Raw genomic sequence first — 17,743 nt, 5'->3', positions numbered from 1 at the left:
TTGCATGTATAATTTAAAAAAATCGATGTAAAACATCTCGTATAACGTATATTATAGGGCACTATGGCTAAGAAAAATTCATCAAAATCGACAAGTAATACCATCGCGCTAAATAAAAAAGCGCGACACGAGTATTTTTTACACGACAAGTTTGAAGCAGGTATTGAACTCCAAGGCTGGGAAGTAAAAAGTATCCGAGCAGGTAAAGTAAATATCTCTGAAACTTATATTCATCTTAAAAACGGTGAAGCGTTTTTATTAGGCAGCACAATCCAGCCTTTAAATAGTGCATCAACCCATGTTATTTGCGACCCGCTGCGTTATCGTAAATTATTACTAAGCAGACGTGAACTTGACCGTTTGGTTGGTGCAACCGAGCGTGATGGTTATTCATTAATTGCCACAGCTATGTATTGGAAAAAATGCTGGGTAAAGCTTGAATTCCATTTAGCGAAAGGTAAGAAAATGCATGACAAACGTGAAGACGGTAAAAATAAAGATTGGTCCCGTGAAAAAGAACGCTTAATGAAACATAAAGTTTAAATAAAAAAGCCTAACATCATGTTAGGCTTTTTTTTGCTAAATTTTTAGGAAAATACAAATTATTACAAATTAAAGTCGCTCGGCGTTTTGTTTATCAATAATAACTAAATCACGTTACAGCGCCAAATAGCGAGCATCTTATCGTTTACCTTTATTGAGAAAATCAGTACATATTAGTGCAGATAACAAAATCATCTTTGTGGCCAATTGATAACAGTTAAGTTACATGGTATTAATAATTCGACTTGTAAAACAAGTAAATTATAACATATCAACAAGGACTTAAGGATGAAGCAATCAATTGCATTTACACCGAGCTTAATCATCGGTGCTACTATCGCATTGTCAGCAGGTTTTAGTACAACGACTTATGCTGCACAGCAAACTGCAGAAAAAGTAGAACGTATTCAAGTAACAGGCTCTCGTATCAAACGTTCGGACATCGAAGGCCCGTCTCCAGTACAATCCATTAATAAAGAAGACATCGAAAACATGGGTTATGACAACCTACAACAGCTTCTTGAAAGAATGCCTGTTGCAGGTAATGGTACTTTTTCAACCCGTGGTAATAACCAAGACTCAACCGCAAATGGCTCAGCTGCCGTCAGCCTTCGTGGCTTAGGCGCCGATGCTACCTTGGTACTTATTAATGGTCGTCGTGTTGCAATCAGTGCATTTGCTGAAGGGATCACCAACTCATTCGTTGATATCAACAGTATTCCTGTTTCAGCAATCGAACGTATTGATATTTTAAAAGATGGCGCCTCAGCAATCTATGGCTCTGATGCTGTAGCGGGTGTTGTAAACGTTATCTTGAAAAAAGATATTGACGGTATTGAAGTAAACTTAGGTTACGGCGGCACAGATGGCCCTAACTATGAAGAAACTACAGCCAGTATTGTTTGGGGTACTACTAGTGCAAAAAGTAGCGCATCCGTTATTATTGATTACTTTAAAAACACCTCTTTATCATCAGATGAAATGGGGCGTTTAGGTACTGCTAATCAATCTCCATATGGCGGTGAAGATTTCCGTTCATCACGTGGCTTCCCTGGCTACTTCTATGTTGATGGCGTTAAAACAATTGACCCTGCGTGTCCTGCAGAAAATGCAACATCAAGTGGCAGTTGTTTATTTGACTATGGTCCATTTGGCTATATTGCACCGGCATCAGAACGTGTAGGTGCTATTTCACAATTTGAATACCGCTTTGATAATGGCATAACGGGCTTCTTAGAAATGGCCGTTCAGCATAACAGCTCAATTGCAGCAGGTGCCCCAACGCCACTTGATGAAGATGCGGGCTTAACAGTACCAGGTAGTCACCCTAATAACCCATTCGGCCAAGATATTGAAATAGGTCGTTACAGAACCGTAGATGCGGGTGCGCGCCAATGGGATATCGAATCAGACACATTACGTTTTGTTGCTGGTTTAAAAGGTGAAATAAACGATTGGAGCTGGGAAACAGCGGTACAAAAAGGACGTAGTAAGTCATTACAAACTGGGGATCGCTCACAAGGTTGGGTACGCACCGACTTCTTACAACAAGAAATTGATGCCGGTAACTACAACCCATTTGGCGGCACTTACAACGATCCGGCCGTAATTGATAGAATTACTACGAGCTTGGTTCGTCAAGGCGAGTCTCATATGACGTCGTTCGATGCTAACATTTCAGGTGAAGCATTTAGCTTTGGTGATGATGTTGTCATGATGGCGGCCGGTATTGAATACCGCGAAGAGGACGTAACGGATACGCCAGATGATCAATTCCAACGAGGATTAATCTTTGGTACCGAGTCTGTGTCAGCTGCAGCAGAGCGTGACCAATACGCTGCCTATGTAGAGTTTTCAATTCCACTTGCTGAGAACTTAGAGCTACAACTTGCTGGTCGTTACGATGATTACAGTGACTTTGGTACCACAACCAATCCTAAAGTCGCTTTACGCTGGGCACCTACTGATGAAATCACAGTGCGTGGTTCTTGGGCACAAGGCTTTAGAGCACCGTCACTTGCACAAGTAGGTTTAGGGCCATCTCAAGAGAGCCAGTTCTTTATCGATAATTACCGTTGTGACGCAACAGGTAAAGATTGTGATGCACTAGATTACAACATTGAATTTGCTGGTAATCCTGACTTAGAGGCTGAAGAGTCTGAATCTTGGAACGTCGGCTTTATTTGGGCACCTACAACTGACTTTGGTTTGAGTGTAGATGTATGGAGTATCACCCAAGACAATAAAATTGATGAGCAAGAGTTTGGTCCAATTTACAACTCAGAGTGTAATAACCAAAACAGTACCGTATGTGTTCGCTTACCTCCTTCAGGTACGGACAGTTTAGGGACTATTCAAAAGATTTTCAGTACTTTTGAAAACGTGTCATCACAAGAAGTTTCGGGCGTTGATATTTCAGCAAACTACAATCACTCACTGGATGATTTAGGCTTACTAAAATTCAATTTAGAATGGGCTTATCAAGATAAATTTGAAAAAGACGGGCGCGATTATACCGGCGAATATGGTTACCCAGAGCATCGCTGGATTTTCTCAACTAACTGGGAAATTGGTCAGTTCAACACAAACATGAACATTAGTTATGTAGGTGAGTTTGAAGATACGCCAGATATCGACTTCGATGGTAACTTAGACTTCGATAGTAATACATCGCGTACTGTTGATTCACAAGTACTGGTAGATTTACAAACATCATACCGTATTACTGAGTCAGCAAAGGTATCGCTAGGTGTGAATAACTTATTTGATGAAGAGCCACCGTTTGCAATTGGTGACGGTGATTCAGATCTGTATGGTTACGCATCGGGTGTACACAACCCTCGTGGTCGTTACATTTACACTAAAGTTAGCTTTTCGTTTTAATTTAAAATAATAAAAAACCGCCATTTTGGCGGTTTTTTTTCTTAAACTAAAGGGCTAAATTATAGCTCGCCTTCGTTTTCAGATAAGAATTTAGCAACGCCTTCAGGGCTTGCGTCCATTCCTTTTTTACCTTCAGTCCAACCAGCAGGACATACTTCACCGTGCTCGCTGTGGAATGCTAGTGCATCTACCATACGGATCATTTCGTCGATGTTACGACCCAGTGGTAAGTCGTTCACTACTTGGTGACGTACGTTACCTTCTTCATCGATTAGGAAAGAACCACGAAATGCAACGCCCGCTTCTGGGTGCTCAACGTCGTATGCTTTACAGATTTCGTGTTTAACGTCTGCAACTAGTGCGTATTGAACTTTACCAATACCGCCGTCTGCTACAGCCGTGTTACGCCATGCGTTGTGTGAGAATTGTGAATCGATAGAAACACCAATTACTTCTACGCCACGTTTTTGGAATTCTGCATAACGCTTATCAAAAGCAATAAGCTCAGAAGGACATACAAATGTGAAATCTAGTGGGTAGAAAAAGATTACTGCTTTTTTACCTTTGATTTTTTCGTGAAGGTTATAGCTATCTACAATCTCACCGTTACCTAGAACAGCTGCAGCGGTAAAGTCTGGTGCCTGACGGCCTACTAATACACCCATTTTATTCTCCAAATATTTTGAGTTTATTGTCAATTGCTTACGCAATACTGATTACTAATATGGGCACTAATTTTAAAATTACAATAGCAACCATATTTAATTAAACATTATTCTATGGCTATCAAAAATAAATTAACAATCGTATTTATAGATAGCACCGTTCTAAAATAGCGAACGCTTGATAAATGGACTGATTTTTAATCATAAAAAAACCTGCTTTAAGCAGGTTCTTTTTACTAATCCATAATATCGCTAGGCATATCACCGCGAATATGTTGCCATATTTCACCGGTTTGATGACCATATTTACGCATCATGAATATTGCACCATCGTGCTCTTTATTCTCAGCAAGCTTAGTTAAGTCTTTATAAAACTGGCGTGCAAGCTCGCGAGTGCGAGGATCTGAAAAGTAATGGCAGCCAATCTTAGAATAAAAACCTTTAAAGCCATTAAGGATGAGCACATAAATGCGATTGTTACCGGCAACAGCTAATTCATGATGAACTTTATAATCATAATCTGCAAACGCTTGCGCGCTGTCTTCTAATTCATCGCTTTGTGATAAAATTTCGATAACACGCTCTGGTGCAAGTTTTATAGCTGCACGGGTATAAATTGCGCTGATATTAGTACGTGCTGAGAGTAACTGATCGGTTAGCTCTGGCATTTTATCTTCATCTAAACGTGCCAGTGTTTCAAGGATATTTAATCCTGAGGTTTCCCAAAAGTTATTAACGCGAGTAGGTTTACCATGTTGTATTGTTAACCAACCGTCCCTAGCTAATCGCTGTAATACTTCTCGTAATGTGGTTCTAGTAACACCAATTAACTCTGAGAGTTCACGCTCAGCAGGCAGAATTGAACCTGGAGGAAAATCACCATTCCAGATTGACTCTACTATGTATTCCTCAGCAAATCCTGCTGGGCTTTTCGCTTTAAAAATTCTCATTCAATTCCTACTCGAATTAATTCACATCACATCGCTACATACGATTAACTGACTGATTGTACCAGACAAGCCACAACTAACAAGTAAAGTAAGTTAAATTACCTAGGTATGTGATTAAAAAGGCAACTTTACTTGTATGATTCGCTAGTTTTACCGATAGGTTTTAAACACAATATGAATGCCAACCTATTATTCATACCAGACACTTTGACTATTATTATTTAGTTGTTTACACCCTCTATAAGCTGGACTAAGTTAATGACATTAACCAGACTATTAAACGCCTCCCTAGGGAAAAATCATGCAACAGAGTGTCCCATCTGCAATATTTATAAATTTTTTAGGTAAAGCACCTCAATGGTATAAATACACCATTATTGCATTTTTAATAATTAACCCGCTGCTGTTTCAATTAAACCCTTATTTGTCTGGCTGGGTACTGGTTATTGAGTTTATTTTTACATTGGCCATGGCGCTCAAATGTTACCCACTGCAACCTGGTGGTCTACTTGCCATTGAGGCACTATTAATTGGTATGACATCAACCACGCAAGTTGAACATGAAATAGCACAAAACCTAGATGTGCTTTTATTACTTATTTTTATGGTTGCCGGTATTTATTTCATGAAAGATCTGCTGCTGTATATTTTTACCAAGTTAGTGGTTTCAGTAAGAAGTAAGACCGTTTTATCGCTTGCCTTTGCAATAGCTGCTGCGTTTTTATCAGCTTTTTTGGATGCCCTGACTGTAATGGCGGTTGTTATTGCGGTGGCCATGGGCTTTTATAGTATTTATCACAAGGTGGCCTCAGGAAAAGATTTTATTAGTGAGCACGATATTAACGATGATAACCAAGTAAAAGAGGTAAACCGTCAAGAGCTTGAAGAGTTTCGTGCTTTTTTACGTAATTTACTCATGCATGCCTCGATTGGGACCGCACTTGGCGGCGTGTGTACTATGGTTGGTGAACCACAAAATTTAATTATTGCAGAGCGAGCAAGTTGGCTATTTGGAGAGTTCTTTTTAAGAATGCTGCCCGTTTCTTTACCCGTGCTTTTTGCGGGCTTATTAACAACCTTTTTATTAGAAAAAACAAAAACCTTTGGCTATGGGGCAAAACTGCCAGAAACAATTCATGCTATTTTAAAAAACCATGCACAAACACTTGATAAAAAACGTACCAAACGCGATAGAGTGAACCTCACAATTCAAGCACTTATCGCTATCTGGTTAATTACTGGCTTAGCGTTACATTTAGCAACCGTGGGCTTAATTGGTTTATCGGTGATTATTTTAGCCACGTCGTCGGCCGGCATAATAGAAGAGCACCAACTCGGTAAAGCCTTTGAAGAGGCCCTCCCCTTCACTGCACTACTTTGTGTATTTTTTAGTGTGGTTGCAGTAATCATCGATCAACAACTCTTTACTCCTGTGATTACTTGGGTACTAACATTTGAAGGGCACTTACAATTGGTGATGTTTTTTATCGCTAATGGATTGCTTTCAATGGTCAGTGATAATGTATTTGTCGGCACTGTATATATAAATGAAGTTGCTGCAGCTCTAAAAGCAGGTCAGATAACTCGAGACCAATTTGATTTACTTGCAGTGGCGATAAACACCGGCACAAACTTACCCAGCGTGGCCACCCCTAATGGTCAAGCTGCTTTCTTATTCTTACTTACATCAACACTAGCTCCCGTGTTACGCCTATCTTACGGTCGAATGGTGTATATGGCTTTACCTTACACTTTTGTGCTTACCTTTGTTGGGTTAAGCGCGACTTATTTTGGCTTGAGTGAAATAACCAGTTTGTTTTATGACTGGGGGATAATACAACACCACATCCCTGTAGCGAATTCTGGGCATTAAGAGCTTCCCCGACTTTGAGGAGCTAGGAAATTTCATAGCTCCTCACTTTTTCCCTTTTACTTGCTCCGCTGTTTATCCTACGTCATAATCTAAGCCCTTATTTAAATACGGATTTGTTATGAACTGGCTTGCTAATCTAAGTACTCAACGTACACCTTGGTTATTATTCAGTGGGATTGTTTTTCTGCTTGAAGTCATCGCGCTCTTTTTTCAATACAACATGGGATTAGCACCGTGCATTATGTGTATTTACCAACGCACCGCGGTATTAGGCTTACTTTTTGCCGGTATTATTGGCGCCAGTAAACCAAACAACCTCGTAGTCCGTATTGTCGCTTATACAGTGTGGGGGGTTTCAAGTGTATGGGGGTTACTAATAGTTCGTGAGCACATTGAAATGCAAACAACCACTGACCCCTTCGCATTTAGCTGTGAGTTTGAGCCAAATTTTCCAGAGTTTATGCCATTACATCATTGGATACCGCAATTTTTTGAGGCAACCGGTGATTGCGGAAACATAGATTGGCAATTTGCAGGCTTAAGTATGCCTGCATGGATGGAAGTTATTTTTGTATTGTTTACCGCCACACTTATTGCGTTAGTGGCCAGTCGATTAATCTCTAAAAAGTCACTTTAATATGTTTACTTTTTTTTCAAGCCACGTTGACGAACTTAAACACTTAAAAGTTCGTCAAAGACAAACCGTTATTGCGATCTCGTTAAGTATGCTCTCTCCTAGTGACAGAGTGTTAATGCGTATTGTAAAGCTTATGCTGCTAAGCCCATTTTTTTTAATATTTACCCTTTTTGAAGGATGGCTACTCGTGCCCTTTTTGATTGTGGCTGGTTTAAGCTACCCGCTACTAACCGCCCCCGTAGATGTTAATTTTGCTAAAAAGCACCTTGGTGCTGCCTTAAAACAGTTTGATCAGGGCGCATAGCGCCCTTTTAAGTTAAAACGCCACCTTTCCATCAAGTTTGGCTAGCATTTTTTTACCCACCCCTTTTACTTTAGCTAGATCTTCAAGTGATGCGAAATCACCATTTGTTTCTCTATAATCGATAATTGCCTGTGCTTTTTTCTTGCCGACACCTGGTAACTTAATTAACTGTTTTAAATCAGCAGTATTAATATTAACCACGGCTGATTGCATCTGCTCTGATAGCATATCGCTTTGCGCAAAGGTGGTACCCATAGGTAATAAACATAAAGCAGCGGCTAATGAGATGATTTTAATTAATTTCATACTATTTCCTTTTGTGTTCTTACATGAACATTCGTTGATTATTTACACCCAGCACTTTTACATAACGTTGTGGTTACTAAGTACTAACGGTAACAATCACTCCTTGCGACTCCTTTACTGCAACGCGTTATAAAGTGACTTAATAAATAAAGTAGAGTTACTCTTTATTGTCAACCAAGCTGCAGATAAACTAAGGCTAAAGCTTGCAAAACCACGCGCAAGCTTGTACTGTATATAAAAACAGTAATCTAATGATTTAAAATAATCATATTGCCACGTAAGTAAGCAGGAGAAATCATGGCTGTTGTTGTTAAATATGTTGTAGAACGAAACGGAGTCGAGCGCATGACGTTTACTACTAAAAAAGAAGCTGATGCCTATGACAAAATGCTCGATATTGCCGAGTCACTAGAACTCATGCTTGAAAAAGTAGATGTGCCACTAAGTGAACAACAGGTTGAGTCGCTCGCGCTGGAGATTGCAAAAAGTAAAGACGACTTTATGGCCGTACTTAAAGGTGGTAAAGAAGTACCCACTAAAGCTAAAAAAACAAAGTCAGATAACGTTGCGGATATAAAAGATAAAGCAGCGAGTTAGCACTTTCAAAAGCTCAATAGTAATTATTAAAAAACTGAATTCGGTATTCGAATTCAGTTTTTTTATGCCTTTAAATAATAATAGCTAAAGGTCAGCCAATAAAAAATGCCAACCAGTTAAACTGATTGGCATTTATAAAAACCAACACTTTACGTTAGCTAATCAGTTACAATGACGATTCAACTTCATCAAACAGATCAGTAATTTCTTTTTTCGGTTCAGCTGTCACAAGGCTTCCTACCACAATAGCAATACTCGCTAAAATGAAGCCTGGGACGATTTCATAAATTACACTGCTTAAGCTCTCACCATTAATGGTAATAGGCGCATAAATCCATACAAGCACTGTTAAAGCACCAACAACCATACCGCTAATAGCCCCTTTTAAGTTCATACGTTTCCAGTAAAGACTAAACAAGACAAGTGGACCAAATGCAGCACCAAAACCAGCCCATGCGTTGCTAACTAAATCAAGTATTGAACTATTACGGTCATACGCTAGGTAAATAGCAAATAACGCAACCAGTATTACGCTAATACGCCCTACTAACACCAGCTCAGTTTGCGAGGCATCGCGGTTTAAGTAAATCTAAATCTTGTAGAAGTCTTCAGTAAGCGAGCTTGAACACACCAATAATTGCGATGAAATCGTACTCATAATCGCAGCTAAAATAGCAGCCAGTAGGAAACCAGCAATTAATGGGTGGAAAATAAGTTCAGCTAATACTAAGAAAATGGTCTCTTTATCGGCAATTGGCATTTGGTTTTCAATCATAAAGGCAGCACCAAATAAACCGGTAAATACCGCACCAATCGCAGATAGTGTCATCCAAGACATACCAATACGACGCATAGTTGGCATTTCTTTTACTGAGCGAATAGACATAAAGCGAACAATAATATGTGGCTGACCAAAGTAGCCTAAGCCCCAAGCCATCGCAGAAATAATAGCAATGGTAGAACCACCAGCAAACCAATCAAGCATATTCAATGAATGGATTTCACTGGCTTTTGGTGAACTTAACAACTGCTGGTAATTTGCATTTGCTAAAGTATCCATAAATGGCTGATCAAGCATCATATAAGTAGCGATAGGTACTGCAAGCAAGGAGATAAACATAATACAACCTTGCACGAAGTCTGTTAGGCTAACCGCTAAAAAGCCACCAAATAAGGTGTAAACAACAACCACACCCGTGGTGATGTATAAACCCATTTCGTAACTCATCTGAAATGAATTTTCAAATAACTTACCACCGGCGACTACGCCTGATGAAGTATACAAAGTAAAGAACACAATAATAACAATTGCAGAGATCACACGGAGGATATTCTTGTTATCATCAAAACGATTTGCAAAATAATCAGGGATGGTAATAGAGTCATTTGCTTTTTCAGTATAAACACGCAGTCTTGGGGCGACTAAGAAATAGTTTGCCCATGCGCCTAATACTAAGCCAATAGCAATCCAAACCTTGCTAAGCCCAAACAAGTACATTGCGCCAGGTAGGCCCATAAGTAACCAACCACTCATGTCTGATGCACCCGCTGATAAGGCAGCAACACTGGGGGCTAAATTACGACCACCTAGCATATACCCTGATATATCGCTGGTAGATTGCTTATATGCGTATAGTCCTATTCCCAGCATTACAATAAAATATAATGCCAGTGAAATAATCATTCCTGTTTCCAAATTTGCCTCCACTTAAATAAGTAATAACAGGCTTTTAATCCAAATAATGACTCTTGAAATCTTATAATTAAGACAGTATTGGAATAAAAGCTTTCTACTGAACTATAACACGGTAATTGCTAATAACTCCAACCCGCTCATTTAAGTAGATAAAAAACCATCGGTTAGCTCACTTTTGCAACAAATAAAATGAAAAACAATAAAATTAGATTAAGAAATACCAAACCAACCATAGTATTTTATTAATAATGTTCATTTTACCGATGCTATTTTGAATGTTTTCCAATATATTATTACAATGTTAATCAATTTCTACTCTTTCGGAATCCAATATGTATTTTTACGCTGCTCGGCAACCTATTTTAGATCGCAATAAAGAACTAATTGGCTATGAGCTTTTATTTCGTGATGGAGTTGATAACGTATTTCCAAATATTGACGGCGATGAAGCCACGTCTCGACTGATTGAAGGCAGTCAATTTAACTTTGGCTTAGAAGATTTAACTGATAATAAACCCGCTTATATTAACTTTACCTTAGACACCTTGTTAAAAGGCTACCCAACCCTTTTAAACAAAGATGGGGTGGTAATTGAAATACTCGAAACCGTCCAGCCAGGTAAACGCTTATTGGCAATTGTTAAAGACCTAAAAGAAAAAGGCTATACGCTAGCGCTAGATGACTATGCACATCAACCTGTATGGCGGCACTTTTATCCGTTTATCGATATTATTAAAGTCGACTTTTTAACTTGTGATATTGAAAACGTTAAAACGATCATAGAGGATTTAAAACCTTATCCACACATAAAATTACTTGCTGAAAAGGTTGAAACTTACGCGCTTTACAATCAAGCTTTTGAACTAGGTTTTGAATACTTTCAAGGCTTTTTCTTTTCAAAACCAGAAATGGTGCAAAGCAAGGCGTTACCGCCATCGGGCATGGCATTGGCTGAGCTACTCTATGAAACATCCAGCGTAGAAATGGATCTTAAAAAAATCACCGATGTATTTGAGCGTGATGTTAACTTATCGTATAAGCTGCTACGCTACTCAAATTCGGCAGCATTTGCTCGCCGCTCTGAAATAAACACTATAAAACAAGCGCTTATTGTATTGGGCGCGGCTGAAATAAAAAAACTACTCTCTTTATTATTTGCCGCACAAGTCTCTGCAGACAAACCTCTGGAGCTTATTAGGTTGTCACTAACACGCGCGCGCTTTTGTGAGCTTTTAGCAATTTCACATGGCAAACTTAGAGATACAGGAATAGCATTTTTAACCGGCATGATGTCGCTTATGGATGCCATACTAGATGAAGAGATGGACAGTGTAATGCTTAAGCTACCGCTTTCAAATGAGATAAAAGCGGCACTGTTAAACAATGAAGGGCTGCTTGCTGAGTATTTAAATTTAGTAACTCTCTATGAGCAGGGTAACTGGCAAGCTGCTAACGATAAAGCCCAACAGCTTAACTTAGGTGATGATGTGCCTGATGCTTACCACGAAGCACTTAATTGGGTTAGTGAACAAATGCAGATAATGATTGATAATTAAAGCGCTCATTAGCAATTAATAACTAAAAATAAAACGCCAGCATTTGCTGGCGTTTTTATTTTTATTAAAGGCTTTCTAAGAAATCTTCGTCAAAATCTTCAGGCTCTTCTTTTATTGGCGGATTGCCATCGTAGAGTTCATATAACTGACGCTGAAAGTAAATGTCTTTAACAAACAGGTATGGGTCTAATGAATCATTTAATAAACCCTCTTGAGCCATTAAAGACGCCCTTGCCTCAACCGCCTTTAACGCAAACACTAAAATTGTTTGTGGTGTAGTCAGTGCAATTTCAGGTAAAACCACATTATCAACAACATCACCGGTTAAGTTACGAGCAGTTGATGGCCCCATTGCAGGGATCATTAAATAGGCACCATCGCCTACTCCCCACACACCTAAGGTTTGGCCAAAATCTTCATCAGTTACTTCAAGCCCTAACGAACTTGCAACGTCAAATAAGCCAAACACTCCCACCGTAGAATTCACTAAAAAGCGCGCAAAATTAATTCCGGCACTGCTTGGCTTTCCTTGCAGACCCGCATTAATAATATCAACCGGTGCGGTAATATTATCGGTGAAATGCACAATACTTCGACGCACAGGCTGTGGGGTTACTGTTATATAACCCACTGCCGCAGGCCTTAAAATATAAGCATCAAGTACGTCCATATTAAAGTCATAAATAGGTCTGTTTACACTTTGTATGGGATCGCGCTCATCATATTTACTCTCAGGCACTTGAGCACAACCCGATAACGTGAGTAAACATAATAAAAGTAAGCCTTGTTTTAACATCTCAAATCCTTAAGGTATTAATGTATCAATGTTCAGTTGCACTTGGCGCACCTCTTTAGAAGCAAGCACTTGAGAATGCCCTTCAAGCTCCCCAGTGCTTGGCATAACTGAATCATCATTAGAGATACGCGCAGAAATGATAATTTCACTCGCACTCGATAAGTTTAGCCCTGCCATCATGGCATTAGCATCGCTCAGCTCAACCGTAATTGGAAAGCTATAGTCTGTTAGTTTGACCACGGCTAAAGGCATCGGTGATCCCTTAGCCGCTTTAGCAAACACAAACAAAATACCGTTATTGGGCTGTTTGTCTGCAAGTTGGCTATCGATATCAACGGTAACTTGAATACTTTGAGCCGCTAACTGATCGCCACTGGTTGCCACGTTTTGCTGAGCAATTTGTAGATCGATTTCGCTAATACGTTGGTTGATCATAGCATAGCGCGTATCAGACTCATCCATACTTGCAAGTAGCACCTCAAACGCTGCCTTTGCCTGTAGCCAGTCTTTTCTCTCAAAGGCGATCAGTGCAAGTAACGAAATCGCATCAAGGTTATTTGGTTGAGCTTGCAGTACTTTAGAAAGCATACCCGCTGCACGAGTCATGTTTTCTTCACTGCCCTCAAGTAATAGCACCTGAGAGTAGCTAACAAGCGCTTGCATATTATCAGGGTTTATTTTTAATGTTTTATCGAATGACTGTTTCGCCATATCAAATTCATTTAGCATTAAAGCAACACGCCCTAACAACATCCAAGCAACTTCATCATCACCGCTTTGGCTTAACTTAGTACGCAGTGCTAGGGCAAACGCTTGTAACTCATTTTTAGTTAATGGCTCGCCCTTTTGCATTACGGCGCGCTGACCATAATCGGCCAAGTTATCCATTGCATCATGCCAAGCTGCAATTTGTTGCTGGCTGCCTGTCATTGCATAGAAAATACCTGCTAATGCAATTAAAAACGCCGCCCCTGTTAAAGCAAATATACGATTGTCACCACGACTATTTAGTGACTTCTCTGGCGATAATTCATTAAGTAAGCGGCGTTTTAATTCAATAATAGCTTCGCTGTGATTTTGCGAGTCTATACGTTGATTATCTAAATCTGCCTGTAATTCAACTAAACGCTGTTCATAAATGCTGATAAGCTGTGCATTGGCGTTATGAGTGATGGTTACTACGCGCTCTTTTTTTAAAAAAGGCACAATAATAAACAGCAATGCAATGAGTGTGAGTAAAGCAAAAGACGCCCACATTAAAATCATTTAACTTTGCTCCTGATGTTTATTTTGTTTAATCAGCTTATTGAGCATCACTTCATCAGCGTCACTCCAGGTTTGTTTTACCGACGCTTTACGTTGGCGAATCACAATAAAGCCAAACCCAATTATTACGATGAGTACCGGAAGTACCCACAGTATTAACGTGGCAGGTGTTACCGGTGGATCGTAATGAACAAAATAGCCATATCGATCAATCATGTAATCAATAACTTCATCTTTGGTTTTGCCATCTTTTACCAACGCCAGCACTCGCTCGCGCAAGTCTTTTGCGACAACGGCATCAGAGTCAGCAATATTCTGATTTTGACACTTCGGGCAACGTAATTCTTTTGTTAGCTCTTCAAAGCGAACAGCTTGCTCGTTGCTATCAAATTGATAACGGTCTTGCTGAGCAAACGCAGCTACACTAACAAACAAGCTAAGGGTTAATAAAAACAATCTCATGGCTGCAGCTCCTGCATAATAGGCGCAAACTTAGCACGCCAAACTCGAGGGTTTATATCACCAGTGTGATGTAACAAAATGGTGCCATTTTTATCTACTAAAAATGTCTCTGGTGCACCGGACACCCCTAAATCTAAAGACAATGAACGTTCTAAATCTAAAATATTAAATTGATAAGGGTCGCCCGCACGTGAAAGCATATTACTCACATCATCACGCAGCGCTTGCATATCAAATGGGCCATCAAAATCGGCGTCGTAACTTTGTACATAATACAAGCCGATAATTTTAACCCCTTGCTCGCGTAGCTTAGTTAAATAGCCAAGCTCAGCTAAACACGTCGGACACCATGTGCCCCATACGTTTAGTAAATACACGTCACCCTTTAGCTGCTCATCAGTCCAACGTTTATCGTCTTGCATTAAATCAGGTAAATTAAACGCAGGCACCGTTTGACCAATTCGCCCTGTTTGTATTTCCCGCGGGTTGGCAAACAACCCTTGGTATAAAAACACACAAATAAAGATAAAAATTAATAAAGGGGCAATTGCGATAAGTTTACGGTTCATACTGCCCCCTCTATTTCATCTTTTCGCGGTGAGGCGCGATAGCGCTTATCAAATAAAATCACAAAACCAGCGAGTGAGATCAGAATACCGCCAATCCACATCCAACGTACAAACGGCTTATGGTAAATGCGTAATGACCATGCCCCTTCACTTAGTTGCTCACCAAGCGCAAGATATAAATCACGAGTGAATCCGGCATCAATAGCGGCTTCGGTCATAAATTGCATACCAATATCGTAACGACGCTTTTCTGCATATAAACGCGTTACAGTGTCATTCCCTTTTAATACCGTCACGACACCAGCATGACCACTGTAGTTTGCACCACGAATAGTCTTCACACCTTCAAAGCGGTATTGATACTGGTTAAGCTGCACGATATCGCCTTGCTTCATCGATACATCACGCTCAACTGAATACGCCGAGGTGAGTGTAATGCCCGCTATAACAAAGGCTAAACCAACATGCCCCAGCACCATTGCCCAATAGCTTAAACCTAAACGCTTTATACCGAGCTTAAGCGAGCCATGAACCGCTGCTTTGGTATATAAATCAATAAAAGTGGCAATAAATATCCATACACCTAGCGTGGTTGCTAAAAGTGTTAATGGAGTCACTACCTCATAGCTACTAAATAACCACGCACAGGTAATGATAATACTGACTAATGCGCCTACAAATATTTTATTTTGTAAAAAGGCCCACTTATTTTGCTTCCAACGCAGGAAAGGTCCAATGCCCATTAAAATAGCAAATGGCACCAGTAAAATAGCAAACATTTTATTAAAGAAAGGTTCGCCAATTGAAATACTGCCTAGCCCCATTTCCTTGTGCACCATAGGTAATAATGTACCTAACAGTACAATTAACGTAGCAACCACTAAGAAAATATTGTTTAACCAAAGTGCCACTTCACGCGATACAAATTTATAACGCCCTTCACTTTTAACTTGTGAGACACGCAAGCCATATAATGCTAAACCGCCGCCAACAACTACGGCCAAAAAGCCAAGAATAAATAAGCCACGATCAGGGTCTGTTGCAAAGGCATGCACCGAAACAATAATTCCTGAGCGAACGATAAAGGTGCCTAGTAAACTTAATGAAAACGCCGCAATAGCCAGTAACACTGTCCATGATTTAAATACGCCACGTTTTTCAGTCACACTTAAAGAGTGCAGTAACGCGGTTGCGACTAACCATGGCATGAGTGATGCATTTTCAACAGGATCCCAGAACCACCAGCCGCCCCAGCCTAGCTCTGAATAGGCCCACCAACTACCTATGGTGATACCTAAGGTTAAAAAGCCCCATGCCGTCATTGTCCATGGGCGTGACCATTTTGCCCAGGTGTTATCAAGCTTGCCGGTTAACAACGCGGCAATAGCAAAGGCAAAAGCAACAGAAAGACCGACATACCCCATATAAAGTAATGGAGGGTGAATGATCATCCCCGGGTCTTGTAATAATGGATTTAAATCGCGTCCCTCAACAGGGAAATAGGGCAGTAAACGTTCAAACGGACTTGAAAGTAGCAAGGTGTACATCATAAATCCGACACCTAAAAAGCCAAGCACACCTAATACGCGAGCACGAAGTACCCAAGGCAGTGACTTTGAACGCACAGCAACAACGGCGGTCCAACCGGCCTGCATTAATAACCACAGTAAAATAGCGCCTTCATGGCCACCCCATGTTGAGGTTATTTTATAATACCAAGGCAAGGTGCTACTTGAGTGATACGCTACATAAGATACGGTAAAATCATCAGTTAAGCTGGCATAAATAAGCGCAGCAAAAGACAAAGCAACAAATGCAAACTGACCAATAGCAAGTGATGGCGCAGCGCGCATCAAACGAAGGTTTCCTGTGTGTGCACCCCAAAGTGGGAAAATACACAACAGAATACTCAGTACCATGGCCAATGTTAGGGAAAAATAACCAAGTTCTGGGATCATATTAGCTCCCACTATCTAAATTGTATTTTGGTTTCTCGTGCTTAATTCCTTTTACTGCCTCGGCAACCTCGGCTGGCATATATTCTTCATCATGTTTAGCCAGTACTTCAAACGCTTCAATGACGTTAGGTTCAACTAGCACACCTTGTGCAACAATTCCTTGCCCTTCACGAAATAGATCAGGCAAAATTCCTTGATAACGCACCGTGACCAATGGGCCAGTATCAATCAACTTAAAGCTTACCTGTAAGCTTTGCTCATTTCTTTGTACTGTACCAGGAACAACCATACCGCCAATGCGGAGCTTTTGTCCTATATGAGGCTTTTCTTTATTCGGGCCTTTACCATCAATTAATTCACTGGGGGTGTAAAACAAATTAATGTTTTCTTGTAAGGCGTACAACACTAAACCAATTGATCCACCAATACCAAAGAGTACGGCAATAATAACCAAAAGGCGTTTTTTACGTCTAGGGTTCACGAGGTTTGCTCCTGCTTAGAATTTTTAATTCGAGTTTCACGCGCAATTTGCTGCTCTACCGACGCTAAAATTTGTTTTTTGTCGCGTAACGAGCTAAATAAAATGCCTAATAAAATTAATGCGCATGTACCAAAAGAAAGCCATACATAAAAGCCATAGCCTCCCATTGCAATAAAATCTGAAAACGAGTCAAACTGCATA

17 protein-coding genes and 1 pseudogene are annotated in these 17,743 nt (G+C 40.1%); 7 read left to right on the top strand and 11 right to left on the bottom strand.

Annotated elements, in window-relative coordinates:
- Positions 1–63: 63 nt before the first annotated feature.
- Both smpB and ND6B_RS03275 read left to right on the top strand, forming a co-directional pair.
- Entirely contained in the window at positions 64–543 is a 480-nt protein-coding gene (gene smpB, locus ND6B_RS03270) for an SsrA-binding protein SmpB (RefSeq protein WP_013465526.1), read from the top strand.
- Between the two features lie 288 nt (positions 544–831).
- Complete coding sequence (locus ND6B_RS03275; RefSeq protein ID WP_033104092.1) at positions 832–3,426, top strand: TonB-dependent receptor; 2,595 nt, start codon at positions 832–834, stop codon at positions 3,424–3,426.
- 59 nt (positions 3,427–3,485) lie between these two features.
- Here the strand turns inward: ND6B_RS03275 and ND6B_RS03280 are convergent, their stop codons facing one another.
- Complete coding sequence (locus ND6B_RS03280) at positions 3,486–4,091, bottom strand: peroxiredoxin (RefSeq protein WP_008109095.1); 606 nt, start codon at positions 4,089–4,091, stop codon at positions 3,486–3,488.
- A gap of 236 nt (positions 4,092–4,327) precedes the next feature.
- Positions 4,328–5,041 (bottom strand): fatty acid metabolism transcriptional regulator FadR, encoded by a 714-nt coding sequence (fadR, locus tag ND6B_RS03285; RefSeq protein ID WP_008109093.1) that lies wholly within the window; start codon positions 5,039–5,041, stop codon positions 4,328–4,330.
- Positions 5,042–5,342: 301 nt separating this feature from the next.
- Here fadR and nhaB point away from each other — a divergent pair, with 301 nt between their 5' ends.
- From nhaB to ND6B_RS03300, 3 genes are all read left to right on the top strand, one after another.
- Positions 5,343–6,914: a sodium/proton antiporter NhaB gene (nhaB, locus tag ND6B_RS03290; protein WP_013465528.1), complete on the top strand. Its 1,572-nt coding sequence runs from the start codon at positions 5,343–5,345 to the stop codon at positions 6,912–6,914.
- A 118-nt stretch (positions 6,915–7,032) separates the two neighbouring features.
- Positions 7,033–7,551: a disulfide bond formation protein DsbB gene (gene dsbB / locus ND6B_RS03295; RefSeq protein ID WP_033104091.1), complete on the top strand. Its 519-nt coding sequence runs from the start codon at positions 7,033–7,035 to the stop codon at positions 7,549–7,551.
- Between the two features lies 1 nt (position 7,552).
- Positions 7,553–7,855 carry a DUF6170 family protein gene (locus ND6B_RS03300; RefSeq protein WP_024602042.1) on the top strand — a complete coding sequence of 101 codons (303 nt, stop codon included), beginning with the start codon at positions 7,553–7,555 and terminating at the stop codon, positions 7,853–7,855.
- A 12-nt stretch (positions 7,856–7,867) separates the two neighbouring features.
- On the opposite strand, the gene ND6B_RS03305 is transcribed toward ND6B_RS03300, so the two are convergent.
- Positions 7,868–8,161: a ComEA family DNA-binding protein gene (locus ND6B_RS03305; RefSeq protein WP_024602041.1), complete on the bottom strand. Its 294-nt coding sequence runs from the start codon at positions 8,159–8,161 to the stop codon at positions 7,868–7,870.
- Positions 8,162–8,458: 297 nt separating this feature from the next.
- Between ND6B_RS03305 and ND6B_RS03310 the strand changes: the two genes are divergently transcribed.
- Positions 8,459–8,758, top strand: a complete 300-nt coding sequence (locus ND6B_RS03310) for a YebG family protein (RefSeq protein WP_013465532.1) — start codon at positions 8,459–8,461, stop codon at positions 8,756–8,758.
- Positions 8,759–8,924: 166 nt separating this feature from the next.
- Here ND6B_RS03310 and putP read toward each other — a convergent pair.
- Positions 8,925–10,442, bottom strand: a pseudogene (putP, locus tag ND6B_RS19705) (sodium/proline symporter PutP).
- A gap of 344 nt (positions 10,443–10,786) precedes the next feature.
- Between putP and ND6B_RS03315 the strand changes: the two are divergent.
- Positions 10,787–12,010 (top strand): EAL and HDOD domain-containing protein, encoded by a 1,224-nt coding sequence (locus tag ND6B_RS03315; RefSeq protein WP_033104090.1) that lies wholly within the window; start codon positions 10,787–10,789, stop codon positions 12,008–12,010.
- A 64-nt stretch (positions 12,011–12,074) separates the two neighbouring features.
- Here ND6B_RS03315 and ND6B_RS03320 read toward each other — a convergent pair whose 3' ends face one another.
- Genes ND6B_RS03320 through ccmD form a run of 7 tightly spaced genes read right to left on the bottom strand, consistent with a single transcriptional unit; the run spans position 12,075 to position 17,742 of the window.
- A complete protein-coding gene (locus tag ND6B_RS03320; protein ID WP_028834001.1) occupies positions 12,075–12,806 on the bottom strand; it encodes an MlaA family lipoprotein in 732 nt (243 codons plus the stop codon).
- A gap of 9 nt (positions 12,807–12,815) precedes the next feature.
- Positions 12,816–14,072 (bottom strand): c-type cytochrome biogenesis protein CcmI, encoded by a 1,257-nt coding sequence (ccmI, locus tag ND6B_RS03325; RefSeq protein ID WP_033104089.1) that lies wholly within the window; start codon positions 14,070–14,072, stop codon positions 12,816–12,818.
- Positions 14,073–14,534, bottom strand: coding sequence for a cytochrome c-type biogenesis protein (locus ND6B_RS03330; RefSeq protein WP_013465536.1), 462 nt, complete (start codon positions 14,532–14,534; stop codon positions 14,073–14,075).
- Positions 14,531–15,103 carry a DsbE family thiol:disulfide interchange protein gene (locus ND6B_RS03335; protein ID WP_013465537.1) on the bottom strand — a complete coding sequence of 191 codons (573 nt, stop codon included), beginning with the start codon at positions 15,101–15,103 and terminating at the stop codon, positions 14,531–14,533. The genes ND6B_RS03330 and ND6B_RS03335 overlap by 4 nt, the downstream gene beginning before the upstream one ends.
- Positions 15,100–17,061, bottom strand: a complete 1,962-nt coding sequence (locus tag ND6B_RS03340) for a heme lyase CcmF/NrfE family subunit (RefSeq protein WP_033104088.1) — start codon at positions 17,059–17,061, stop codon at positions 15,100–15,102. The genes ND6B_RS03335 and ND6B_RS03340 overlap by 4 nt, the downstream gene beginning before the upstream one ends.
- Position 17,062: 1 nt before the next feature.
- Positions 17,063–17,542 carry a cytochrome c maturation protein CcmE gene (gene ccmE, locus ND6B_RS03345; protein ID WP_008465420.1) on the bottom strand — a complete coding sequence of 160 codons (480 nt, stop codon included), beginning with the start codon at positions 17,540–17,542 and terminating at the stop codon, positions 17,063–17,065.
- Complete coding sequence (ccmD, locus tag ND6B_RS03350; RefSeq protein WP_008112240.1) at positions 17,539–17,742, bottom strand: heme exporter protein CcmD; 204 nt, start codon at positions 17,740–17,742, stop codon at positions 17,539–17,541. The genes ccmE and ccmD overlap by 4 nt, the downstream gene beginning before the upstream one ends.
- Position 17,743 lies beyond the last annotated feature (1 nt).

Source organism: Pseudoalteromonas sp. ND6B (genome assembly GCF_000764215.1).
Lineage (GTDB): Bacteria > Pseudomonadota > Gammaproteobacteria > Enterobacterales > Alteromonadaceae > Pseudoalteromonas > Pseudoalteromonas tetraodonis.
This window is presented reverse-complemented; position numbering and strand designations above follow the sequence as displayed.

Excerpts from the sequence above, each read along its gene's own strand:
- ccmI (WP_033104089.1), bottom strand. The coding sequence starts at position 14,072 with ATGATTTTAATGTGGGCGTCTTTTGCTTTACTCACACTCATTGCATTG.
- fadR (WP_008109093.1), bottom strand. The coding sequence starts at position 5,041 with ATGAGAATTTTTAAAGCGAAAAGCCCAGCAGGATTTGCTGAGGAATAC.
- ND6B_RS03340 (WP_033104088.1), bottom strand. The coding sequence starts at position 17,061 with ATGATCCCAGAACTTGGTTATTTTTCCCTAACATTGGCCATGGTACTG.
- ND6B_RS03280 (WP_008109095.1), bottom strand. The coding sequence starts at position 4,091 with ATGGGTGTATTAGTAGGCCGTCAGGCACCAGACTTTACCGCTGCAGCT.
- ccmD (WP_008112240.1), bottom strand. The coding sequence starts at position 17,742 with ATGCAGTTTGACTCGTTTTCAGATTTTATTGCAATGGGAGGCTATGGC.
- nhaB (WP_013465528.1), top strand. The coding sequence starts at position 5,343 with ATGCAACAGAGTGTCCCATCTGCAATATTTATAAATTTTTTAGGTAAA.
- smpB (WP_013465526.1), top strand. The coding sequence starts at position 64 with ATGGCTAAGAAAAATTCATCAAAATCGACAAGTAATACCATCGCGCTA.
- ND6B_RS03330 (WP_013465536.1), bottom strand. The coding sequence starts at position 14,534 with ATGAGATTGTTTTTATTAACCCTTAGCTTGTTTGTTAGTGTAGCTGCG.
- ND6B_RS03305 (WP_024602041.1), bottom strand. The coding sequence starts at position 8,161 with ATGAAATTAATTAAAATCATCTCATTAGCCGCTGCTTTATGTTTATTA.
- dsbB (WP_033104091.1), top strand. The coding sequence starts at position 7,033 with ATGAACTGGCTTGCTAATCTAAGTACTCAACGTACACCTTGGTTATTA.
- ND6B_RS03335 (WP_013465537.1), bottom strand. The coding sequence starts at position 15,103 with ATGAACCGTAAACTTATCGCAATTGCCCCTTTATTAATTTTTATCTTT.
- ND6B_RS03320 (WP_028834001.1), bottom strand. The coding sequence starts at position 12,806 with ATGTTAAAACAAGGCTTACTTTTATTATGTTTACTCACGTTATCGGGT.
- ND6B_RS03310 (WP_013465532.1), top strand. The coding sequence starts at position 8,459 with ATGGCTGTTGTTGTTAAATATGTTGTAGAACGAAACGGAGTCGAGCGC.
- ND6B_RS03315 (WP_033104090.1), top strand. The coding sequence starts at position 10,787 with ATGTATTTTTACGCTGCTCGGCAACCTATTTTAGATCGCAATAAAGAA.
- ND6B_RS03300 (WP_024602042.1), top strand. The coding sequence starts at position 7,553 with ATGTTTACTTTTTTTTCAAGCCACGTTGACGAACTTAAACACTTAAAA.
- ND6B_RS03275 (WP_033104092.1), top strand. The coding sequence starts at position 832 with ATGAAGCAATCAATTGCATTTACACCGAGCTTAATCATCGGTGCTACT.